Origin of the sequence: Roseovarius sp. A46 (assembly GCF_004126395.1) — a bacterium.
Taxonomy (GTDB): Bacteria; Pseudomonadota; Alphaproteobacteria; order Rhodobacterales; family Rhodobacteraceae; genus Roseovarius; species Roseovarius nitratireducens.
In genome coordinates this window covers 41,982-51,615 of sequence record NZ_PVWS01000031.1, presented here as the reverse complement: position 1 = coordinate 51,615, position 9,634 = coordinate 41,982, and the positions used below count along the sequence as shown (strand labels likewise).

Below are 9,634 nucleotides of genomic sequence, written 5' to 3'. Positions count from 1 at the left end.
GAAGCCTGCGATCGCTGTATTGCAGCTCTGACGGCGTGCGTGGTCGTGGCGCTGCCGTGACGAACTTGTCCCATAGTGCTTCCTTCCATTCCTGCGAAAGGATCACACCATCAAACCGTGGGATTGAGCACTTAATCTTGCAAGGACGTCGGTCCGAAATCTGTTACGGATTTCGGCATCGGCGCGGACGCCACGCTCCGCCCCATCACGGTCGCAGCGCGACCCGGCCCGTCGCCCTGCGATCCACCAGATCTCTCAGCGCGCGGGCGTAATCCTCCAGCGCGTAGACCTGCACCGGCGTTGTCCGGATCGCGCCCGCGACGAACAGATCGAACACCTCGGCAAAGCATTGCCGCATCAGATCGGGGCGGCGCTTGCGGTAATCACTGATCTGCACGCCCGTCACCGCGATGTTCTTGAGCAGGAGGTAATTGGCGCGCAGCGTCGGTATCCGCCCGGCGGCAAAGCCCACAACGACGAGACGTCCGCGCCACGCCAGCGCGCGCAACGCGGCGTCGAAGAAATCCCCGCCCAGCGGGTCGATGACCACGTCGACCCCCACCTTGCCGGTCAGGTCATGAACCTGCGCCCTCAGGGAGTTGCGCAGGTCATCGCGGGCGATGTCCACCGTAGCGTCGGCCCCGGCGTCCTGCACGAGCGCGGCCTTTTCGGGACTGGCCACACCGGCGATCACCCGCGCCCCCCTTGCCTTGGCCAGCTGGATCGCGGCGAGACCGACCGCCCCTGTAGCCCCGAGCACAAGGACGGTCTCACCCTCCTTGAGCCCCGCACGATCCGTCAGCGCCATCCATGCCGTGTCATAGGCCAGCGATATCGTCGTCGCCTGCTCGAAGCCCATCGCATCGGGTAACGCGTAGCACTGGTCTGCCGCCGCGCAGACCACCTCGGCATAGCCGCCCTGCTCGACCATCGCCAGCACCCTGTCGCCGATCCGCAAGTCTGCAACATCCGCACCAAGAGCGCTCACGGTGCCAACCGGACCCTTGCCCGGAACAAAGGGGCGCTCTGGCAGGAACTGGTAGACCCCGCGCATCACCAGCGTATCCACGAAATTGGCCGGGGCTAGCGCTACCTCGACGCGAACCTCGCCGGGTCCCGGTTGCGGGGTCTCGATATCCTCGACCTGCGCCGACCCGACCGGTCCGAATTCGCGTATCACGATCGCTTTCATATCCTGTGCCCCCTGGTGCTGAATCGTCCCCGCCCGAGCGCGACGAGCGTATCTCCGGCCCGCACCTCGACATCGGCGCAGGCGATCGAGCGCCCCGCCTTGCGAAGCATCCCGCGCGCGGTCAGGCACTCGCCGATGGCTGGGGCGAGATACTCGATCTGCAAGCCCACCGTCGGCGTCGTGCCGCCGCCATACCAGACCGCGACCGCCGCATGGCCGGCCATGTCGATGAGCGAGGCGATGATGCCGCCGTGAAACAGCATCTCGCCATCCTTACCGCTCATCTCGGGCCGGAAGCGCAATTCGGTCTCGACCGTCTGCGTGGCCCTGTCGGCTGAAATGGCGGTCGCGCCCATCCAGAGATTGTGCCGGGGTTGGCGCAACTGCTCCCGCAGCAGGTCAAGTGGATCGGCCAGTTCAGGCGGTGGGGGCATGGGCGGCACCTTTCATCTGACAGACACCGGCTGCAGGTCTCCGGCTGCGATGGCGGCCACCAGGTGGCGCTTGAGCACCTTGCCATTCGCGCTGGTTGGCAATTCCGGCACGCGCAGAAAATATTCCGGCATGTCGTATCTCGACAGCCCCTCCGCCGCGAGATGCGCCAGCAGGTCGGCCGGCTCGATCCCGGTCTCCGCGTCGGTGCTCACGACGATGCACACGCGCTCCCCGAGCCTGTCATCGGCCACGGGAACCACCGCAACGCCGCTCAGCGCGGGATGCCGCATGGCGAGCCGCTCGATAAGCGCGGGCTGGATGTTGTGGCCGCCACGAATGATGATTTCCTTGATCCGACCCGTCACGCGCAGATACCCGTCCCCGTCCAGCACGCCAAGATCGCCAGTCATGAACCAGCCCTGCCGGTTGAACGCGCGCTCGGTCGCCTCCTGGTCGCCGAAATATCCTAGCATGAGGCTCGCACCACGCCCGCCGATATGCCCGGTCTCGCCGGTCGCAAGCGGCCTGTCGGGATCGTCGATGTCGAATATCCGCACCTCATATCCCGCGCAGGCGGTGCCGGAACTGCCCAGGATGCGCTCTTTCGGATCATCGGGCAGCGTGTAGTGGTGCGAACACCCCTCTGTCATGCCATAGCCGCTCTGCGGCACGACACCGTGCGCCATCAACTTTTCCACCGTCGCCTCCGACACTGCGGCACCGGAGATGCGAAATCCCTTGAGCGTCCCGAGGTCACCAGCGCCCCGTCGGTCGATCTCGGCCACGAGATCCATCGCGTGGGCCGGAACCCCGAAGAGAAAGCTCACCGCGCACTCGCGGATGCGGTCCAGCAGCCCGACCCCGCGCGGGGCGTCGTGCAGCACCATCGTGCCGCCCGCCAGCAGCGACAGCACCAGCGCGCCGAAACCCAGATTGTGACTCAGCGGGCTCAGCGAATAGATCACCGATGTGTCGTCGAATTCCCAGTCCCGGGCTAGCGCGCGGGCATTGGCCAGCAGCGTGTTGTTGCTGTGCAGCACACCCTTGGGCTCTCCTGACGTGCCAGAGGTGAAGGCAAGGTAGACGATATCGTCGGCATGGCCCGCCGCGCCCGGCGGGGCCCCGTCCCCCGGCGCAAGCATCCGCCTGATGTCCTCGGGGCCGCGCACGACGGGTGCGGGCAATTCGACATGGCGGATCAGGTGAGCCTGCCCCGCCACCGCCTCGGCGATGCTTGCCTGCCCCGCATCGGCGCCATGCCCCACCTCCGTCACGAGCACCCGCGCCCGCATCCGCTGCGCCAGCGTCGCGATCTCTGCAACCGTATGGTTGCGGTGCAATGACGGACACAACACCAGCCCCTGCCCCGAGCAGGCCAGCAGCAGCGGCGCGAGTTCCACCCGGTTCGACAGCCAGGCGGCTACCCGGTCGCCGGGCCGCAGGCCCGCCGCGATCAGTTCCGCGCCGATGCGGTCCGCCAGATACATCATTTCCGCATAACTCAGCGCACAATGCGAGTCGCGGATCGCGACCCGGTCCGGCGCCGCCTCGGCATTGGCGCGGGTCAGGGAATAGAGGGTATCGTCGCTCCAGAACCCGGCCGCGTATTGCTCCGCCAGCATCGCCGGGCCGAGACGTGTCAGGATGTTTTGGTCTGCGGCACCGTTATCGCGGGTCATTCGGCTCTCTGATCCTGAAGATTGCGCCGGCCCTCCCGCGCCAGCGTAACTCAATCACAGCGCCGTCTCAATTTCAATACTTGTTCCAAAAATATGTCAAAGCCGCTCCACCGCCCACAGCGCTGCGCCCAGCAAGTCGCGATCTCGGAACCGGCGACCGACCATCTGCAGCCCGACGGGCAGGTCAGCCCCACTCATGCTCAGTGGCAGGCTCAGGCTTGGCAGGTGCAGCATCGTCCAGATTTCCTGCAACCTCGGGTCCCCGGTATGGTCATGTCCCTCGAGGGCGGGACCAGGAGCCGTCGGCGTCACCAGCACGTCGATATCCGCAAACATTCCTTCCGTCGCGGCGGCAAAGGCGGCGACGGCCTCGCGCGCCGCGACGTAGTCCTCACCGGAAATCGCCTGCCCGCGCGTGCACACGTCGCGGCTCTGGCGCGACATGCAAGCGCCGTCTTTGAGCCACTCCGCGGTCAGATCGCCCGCGCGCTCATAGGCGTTCACGATGGCCCGCTGCTCGGTGATCGTCTCGAATCCCGGCGGCGGGGCAACCTCCGACAATACGGCCCCGCACCGCTCCAGCCGCGCCAACGCGTCCTGCATGGCATCGCGCATCCCGGTCTCGACCGTGTCCCACAGATGCGACCTAAACACCCCCAGGCGCGGTGCGCCCTCCCGGGCGGTGGCCGGGACCGCAGACATCAGCGCCGCGTGGATACGCGCCACATCCGCAATGCTGCGCGCCAGCACGCCCACGGTGTCGAAGCTGCGCGCCGCCGGTTTCATCCCCGCGACCGGATAGAACCCGAATGTGGGTTTAAAACCCACAATCCCGCAGAAGGCCGCCGGTCTGAGGACAGACCCACCGGTTTGCGTGCCAAGCGCGAAGGGGACCATGCAATCCGCGACCGCCGCGGCGGATCCGCTCGAAGAGCCGCCCGGCGTGCGATCTGGATCGCGCGGGTTGCGCGTATCGGTCGGCTGGGTGCCCGCGAACTCGGCGGTGGCGGTCTTGCCGATCAGCACCGCTCCCGCCCCGCGCAGCCGCGCGACACTGGCCGCGTCAAATCGCGGCCTGTGCCCGGAATAGAGCCGCGACCCCATCTCCGTGGGCATCCCGGCGCTATCAAACACGTCCTTCGCTCCAAAGGGCACCCCCGCAAGCGGCAGCCGCGACCCTGCCGCAACCCCGGCGGCCTGCCGCAGCGCCTCCGCTCCGTCGTGATACACCCACGCGCCCAGATGGGGCTCGCGCAGCCGTATACGCTCCAAGCAGGCCTGCACTACCTCCTGCGCGGAAAACACCTTGCGGGCCACGCCCTCAGCGATATCGACGACGCCCAGTTCGTTCAACGGCCCGTTGTTGTAACGTGTCGGTTTCATCGCTCCGCTCCCCTTGCATCGGCCCACGCGAGATGCCGCCCGGTTGTTGACCTTCCCGCCGCCATGTTCAAAGACTGGTGAGAAATGTCATTATCGAGACGTTGAACATAAATGATACGTTCCCACCCGCGGAAGGAAAAGGCCACCCGTCAAGCACGTCCGGCCATAGAAAGACCATGAGCAACACTTCCCCTGTCACCACACTGCGCTATGACGAGATCGGCCAGCGCCTGCGCGCGTTTCGCCTCGGCTCAGGCCTCAGCGCCGACGAGATCGGCCAGCGCATTGGAATCTCCCGCACCGCCGTCTACCGTTTCGAGAAAGGCGAGGTCGTCAAGATCGAGACGCTGCTAAGCCTCGCGGAGCTTCTCGGCGTGTCGCTGCCCTCGCTTCTGGGGGTCGAGATCGAGTACATCTCCTCCGCCGTCACCTATTTCGAGCGGCTGCGGCAACTCGAGGAAACGGCGGACCGGATTATCGTGCTTGCGGGGCCGATATCCTACCTGCTCGCGTCCGACAGGTTCTGCGGTTTCCTGCAGGAATTGCTCCGGGAAAGCGTCGCCGGAGAGACACACGACCGGGACCGGCTCTATCGCGACGTGGACCGGATCATGGAGATCCTCGAAGAAAGGAAGAACGCGTATCTGGAACGCCGCCCGTCGATCATCAACCTGATTTCAGCTATCGACATGGAACGCCTGCTGCGCTCGGGCCTTGTCGGTCGCACCCTCGTTGCCGAGGCGGAACTCGACAAGCGGCGCGAGCTCGCGGTCCAGGAAGTGGAGCATTTCGCAAGCCTGATGGAGGCCGAACCGATCGGCGTGCAGATTGGGTTGGTGACGGGCACTCTGCCCCGCACTGGACTTCAGGTCTTTCGGTCCGGTGACCGAAAGACATTGTCGATCAGCCCCTTCCGCCTCGGCGAACAACCGAATATCCGGCTGGGCGTCGCGATGATCACCGAAACTCAGGAGGCGCTTCGGCTGCACGAAACCATTATTGACGAGATGTGGGATGGTGCCTTGAAGGGAGACGTGGCGGCACGATACCTCCGAGACCTGATCGCGGCGGTGGAGGCACGCGACGCAAGCTAGACACGCGGGACTGGCGCTCCATCCAGCGGCGGCGGAGCGTCTTGCAACACCTCAAGAAACCTTTGCAGCAACGGTGTCTGCTCGCCCCCCTTGCGAAGGCATATCCGCAACTCGCGCTGCGCCCAGGGCTCGGCTAGCCGGACGATCCCGATATCGAGCGCACGCGCAAGCGGGCGCGCGACCGCTTCGGTCATGATGGATATGCCGACCCCCGCCTCCACCAGTCTTGCGGCTGCGTCAAAGCTTGAAACGCGGACCCGCGTGTCCAGTTTGCGCCCCAGCCGCCCTGCCGCCCGCTGCATCAACGTCTCGATCGCCCCCGAGGCCTCCGACCCGATATTGGGGTGGTCGAGAATACGCTCGAACCCCACCGCCCCGTCCTCACAGTCAAACGTCAGCGAAGCCGGACAGACCGCCACAAGCCGATCGCTGCGATAATGCACGACGCGCAGATCGCCAGTCGGCTCCTGCCCTGTGAAAATTCCGATATCGCTCGCATTATCCAGAACCATGCGGATGACGGTCGGGCTGGTCGCAACCTGCATGTCGACCTTGACGAAGGGCGCGAGCGCCAGAAACCGATTGATATCGCCTGGCAAATAGCCGATGGCCGCGCTTTCGTTGGCGGCCAACCGGATTAGCCCCCGCATGCCTTCTCCGAATTCGGACATGTCGGCGAAAATCTGGTCGATCCGCGCCAGGATCGCGCGGCAATGCAGCAAAAGCGCGTGGCCTGCGGGCGTTACTTCCACACCCTGACGGTGGCGCAGCAACAGATCAGTGCGCAAGTTCGCTTCGAGATCCGAAATCCGCTTGGACACCGCCGATGTGGTGATGTTCTCGCGGCTTGCGGCCTTGACGATGCTGCGCTCTTCCACCACCGCGACAAAGAGCCGGATGCTGAGCAGGTCGAGACGGCCGACGGGGAGCACCATATCCGCGCGATCAGATCGGGTTCAGCGTGATCAGGCGTTCCTCGGTCATATCGTGAATCGCGAAACGCGGCCCCTCGCGCCCGAACCCGCTGTCCTTCAACCCGCCATAAGGCATCAGATCGACCCGGCTGCTGGAGGTGTCGTTGACATGAACATTGCCCATGCGCAGTCGGCGAATGACCGACAGCGCGCGCGTGATATCGCTGGTGAAAATGCCGCCCGCGAGGCCGAAGGGCGTATCATTGGCCATGTCGATGGCCGCATCGAGTCCCGGAACCGGCACCATCGATACTATGGGCGCAAAGACCTCGGCGCAGACCACGCTCATCTCCGGACCCACGTCTCGAAGGATCACCGGCCAGAGCACTGGCCCCTCGCGCCGCACCCCGGTCAGCGCGCGCGCGCCGCCCGCGATGGCCTCGTTGACCCAAGCCTCGGCGCGCACCGCCTCGCGTTCGTCGATCATAGGGCCGACGACGGTATCGTCGGCCCGTGGGTCGCCCACCGGAAGGGCGGCGGTGGCCTCGACCAGCAGGTCGGCGAACCTGTCCACCACCCGTTCATCCACCAAGATGCGCTGCACGGAGGTGCAGACCTGCCCCGCCTTGCGAAACGCCGCGTTGGCGCATTTGCCGGCCGCGACGTCGAGCGCGGCATCCTCGCAGATGATCGTCGACGAGATATTGCCCAACTCCAGCTGCGTGCGCCGCAAACCGGCCGCCTGCTGGATCACCCGGCCTACCTCGGTGCTGCCGGTAAAGGTGTAATAGTCGATGCCCTCATGCTCCAGCAACTGCTGCCCGACGGTGCCACCGCCGCCGATGACCATGTTGAGCAGGCCCGCCGGCAGGCCCGCCTCCTCGAATATCTCGCACAGGATGACGGCGCAGAGCGGCGTGTAGGTCGCGGGCTTAAGCACCACGGCATTGCCCGCGGCGATGGCCGGCGCGATCTTGTGCAACACGGTATTGAGCGGTGAATTGAACGGCGTGATCGCGCACACCACCCCTATCGGCAGCCGCAAGGTAAAGGCGAGCCGCTCGTCCGACTGCCCGGGCGCTCCCTGGATCGGGATCATCTCGCCGACGATGCGCTTGGCCTCCTCGGCGGATTGGTAGAGCGTCTGCATCGACCGGCCGAAATCGTTGCGTGCGTCGGTCATGGTAAAGCCGGTCTCGCCACTCAGCGCGCGCAGCACCTCGTCGCGCCGCCGCTCCAGACCGGCGGCGGCCCGCATCAGCACCTCGTAGCGGCGATAGGGCGACAACGGCCTGTGGACGAATGCCTCCCGCGCCGCCGCGACCGCCGCATCGACCTGCACCGGCTCGGCGATACCGACAAGACCGATCTCGCTCCCCGTATACTTGTCCAGCACCGGTTGGGTGGTCGCGCAGGCTGTCCATTCTCCCGCGATGAAAAGGCTGCCGTCTTGCATTGGATCACTCCTCGGGGCTCTGGTCCATTCAGGTTGACTCGATCTTGGAAACAACATCGGAGGGCAGCGCGTCCGCGGGCTTGTTGCAGGCATAGTCCGCCACCTCCTCGCGCCGCCGCAGACGAAAGGCGAACGGTTCTGGAAACAGTGCGAATGGATCGGGCTCTCCCAGCGCCTGCGCCGCATGAACCGGCCAATCTGCATGATACATCAGTTCACGCGCAAGGGCGACGATATCGGCGCTGCCGTCGCGCAGCGCGGCCTCGGCCTGTGCGGGCTCGCGGATCAGGCCGACGCCCACCGTAGCGATACCCGCCCTTTCGCGCACCGCTCGCGCGAACGGAAGATGATAGCCGGGCACGCGCGGCACGATCGGCATCGCCGATGTGCCCGACAGCCCGCCCGACGAGCAATCCACCATATCGACGCCAAGCGTGCGAAGCTCTGCCGCGAGCGCGACGGTGTCGTCGAGATCCCACAGCCCGCCCTTGCCGTCCACCGCCGACACCCGGAAGAAAAGCGGCAGGTGCGCGGGCCAGTTGCGCCGCACCTCGTGCGTCACGGCGAGCGCGAACCGCATCCGGTTCTCGCGCGTCCCGCCCCAGTCATCCGTGCGCCGGTTGGTCACCTCGCTCAGAAACTGCTGGATCAGGTAGCCATGCGCGCTGTGGATTTCGAGCACTTCGAACCCCGCCCGCGCCGCGCGCGCAGCCGCCGCGCCCCAAGCGCAAATCACGCTTTCGATCCCGGTTGCATCAAGGGCGTCGGGGTCCGGGCCGTCCCGGCTCGTTGCGATCCCGCTGGGCGAAATGGCGGGCCAGGGCGGCAGCCCGTCGGCGGCATCCTCGGGCCGCAGCTTGGCCCAGTCGCGCATCGCGCCATGCGCCGAGGCCTTCGCCCCGGCATGGCCAAGCTGGATCGCGGGAACGGCACCGCACTGACGGATCAGGTCGGCGATGCGGGCAAAGGCCGGGATCTGGTCATCTCGCCAAAGTCCCGCGCAGTGATGGGTCTTGCGCCCGCGCGCCTCGACCGCGGTCTCCTCGTGAAAGACCAGAGCCGATCCCCCGATCGCCAACCGCCCCAGATGCGCGAGATGCCAGTCCTGCGGCATCCCATCATCGGACGCGTACTGGCACATCGGCGACGCCATGATGCGATTGCGCAGCGTCACGGACCGCAGCCGCAGCGGCGCGAACAGCAGGCAGCCCGGGGTCTCCTCGATGCGATCCGTTCCGGTCAATTCTCTCACATCCATCATGGCTGCCCGCGGCGTCACCATCGGGAAGCGTACGTAACTTTGTTTTTTTTCAGCGCACTAGAACGAAAACCTCGGCCCTGCGCGGCTCGATGCATTCTATTGCATTTTTTTGTATACACAAGCGCCTTCGCCTGATTATATCACGATAACCCAACCGGGTGCATTTCCCTGGCGACCGCCCGGCGCGATCGCGCGCGATCGGGCGTGCCGCATCTACATG

The 9,634-nt window shown here is 65.8% G+C and carries 8 protein-coding genes; 1 reads left to right on the top strand and 7 read right to left on the bottom strand.

Annotation, left to right across the window (positions count from 1 at the left end):
- Window positions 1-205: 205 nt before the first annotated feature.
- The 4 genes from C6W92_RS14545 to C6W92_RS14530 all read right to left on the bottom strand — a co-directional run bounded on the left by C6W92_RS14545 (window position 206) and on the right by C6W92_RS14530 (window position 4,689).
- The gene (locus tag C6W92_RS14545) at window positions 206-1,192 is read right to left on the bottom strand and encodes an NADPH:quinone oxidoreductase family protein (protein ID WP_129434420.1); all 987 of its coding nucleotides are present in this window, start codon (window positions 1,190-1,192) and stop codon (window positions 206-208) included.
- Complete coding sequence (locus tag C6W92_RS14540; RefSeq protein ID WP_129434418.1) at window positions 1,189-1,626, bottom strand: PaaI family thioesterase; 438 nt, start codon at window positions 1,624-1,626, stop codon at window positions 1,189-1,191. The genes C6W92_RS14545 and C6W92_RS14540 overlap by 4 nt, the downstream gene beginning before the upstream one ends.
- A 12-nt stretch (window positions 1,627-1,638) precedes the next feature.
- Entirely contained in the window at window positions 1,639-3,306 is a 1,668-nt protein-coding gene (locus C6W92_RS14535; protein ID WP_206735544.1) for a class I adenylate-forming enzyme family protein, read from the bottom strand.
- 96 nt (window positions 3,307-3,402) lie between these two features.
- Window positions 3,403-4,689, bottom strand: coding sequence for an amidase (locus C6W92_RS14530; RefSeq protein ID WP_129434416.1), 1,287 nt, complete (start codon window positions 4,687-4,689; stop codon window positions 3,403-3,405).
- 176 nt (window positions 4,690-4,865) lie between these two features.
- Between C6W92_RS14530 and C6W92_RS14525 the strand changes: the two genes are divergently transcribed.
- The gene (locus tag C6W92_RS14525) at window positions 4,866-5,783 is read left to right on the top strand and encodes a helix-turn-helix transcriptional regulator (RefSeq protein WP_129434414.1); all 918 of its coding nucleotides are present in this window, start codon (window positions 4,866-4,868) and stop codon (window positions 5,781-5,783) included.
- On the opposite strand, the gene C6W92_RS14520 is transcribed toward C6W92_RS14525, so the two are convergent.
- The 3 genes from C6W92_RS14520 to C6W92_RS14510 are packed head-to-tail and all read right to left on the bottom strand — an operon-like array spanning window position 5,780 to window position 9,414.
- Window positions 5,780-6,718: a LysR family transcriptional regulator gene (locus C6W92_RS14520; protein ID WP_129434412.1), complete on the bottom strand. Its 939-nt coding sequence runs from the start codon at window positions 6,716-6,718 to the stop codon at window positions 5,780-5,782. The genes C6W92_RS14525 and C6W92_RS14520 overlap by 4 nt on opposite strands.
- A 10-nt stretch (window positions 6,719-6,728) precedes the next feature.
- Window positions 6,729-8,153: an aldehyde dehydrogenase family protein gene (locus C6W92_RS14515; RefSeq protein ID WP_129434410.1), complete on the bottom strand. Its 1,425-nt coding sequence runs from the start codon at window positions 8,151-8,153 to the stop codon at window positions 6,729-6,731.
- A 28-nt stretch (window positions 8,154-8,181) separates the two neighbouring features.
- On the bottom strand, window positions 8,182-9,414 hold the full coding sequence (locus C6W92_RS14510) for an NADH:flavin oxidoreductase/NADH oxidase (protein WP_206735543.1): 1,233 nt from the start codon (window positions 9,412-9,414) through the stop codon (window positions 8,182-8,184).
- Window positions 9,415-9,634 lie beyond the last annotated feature (220 nt).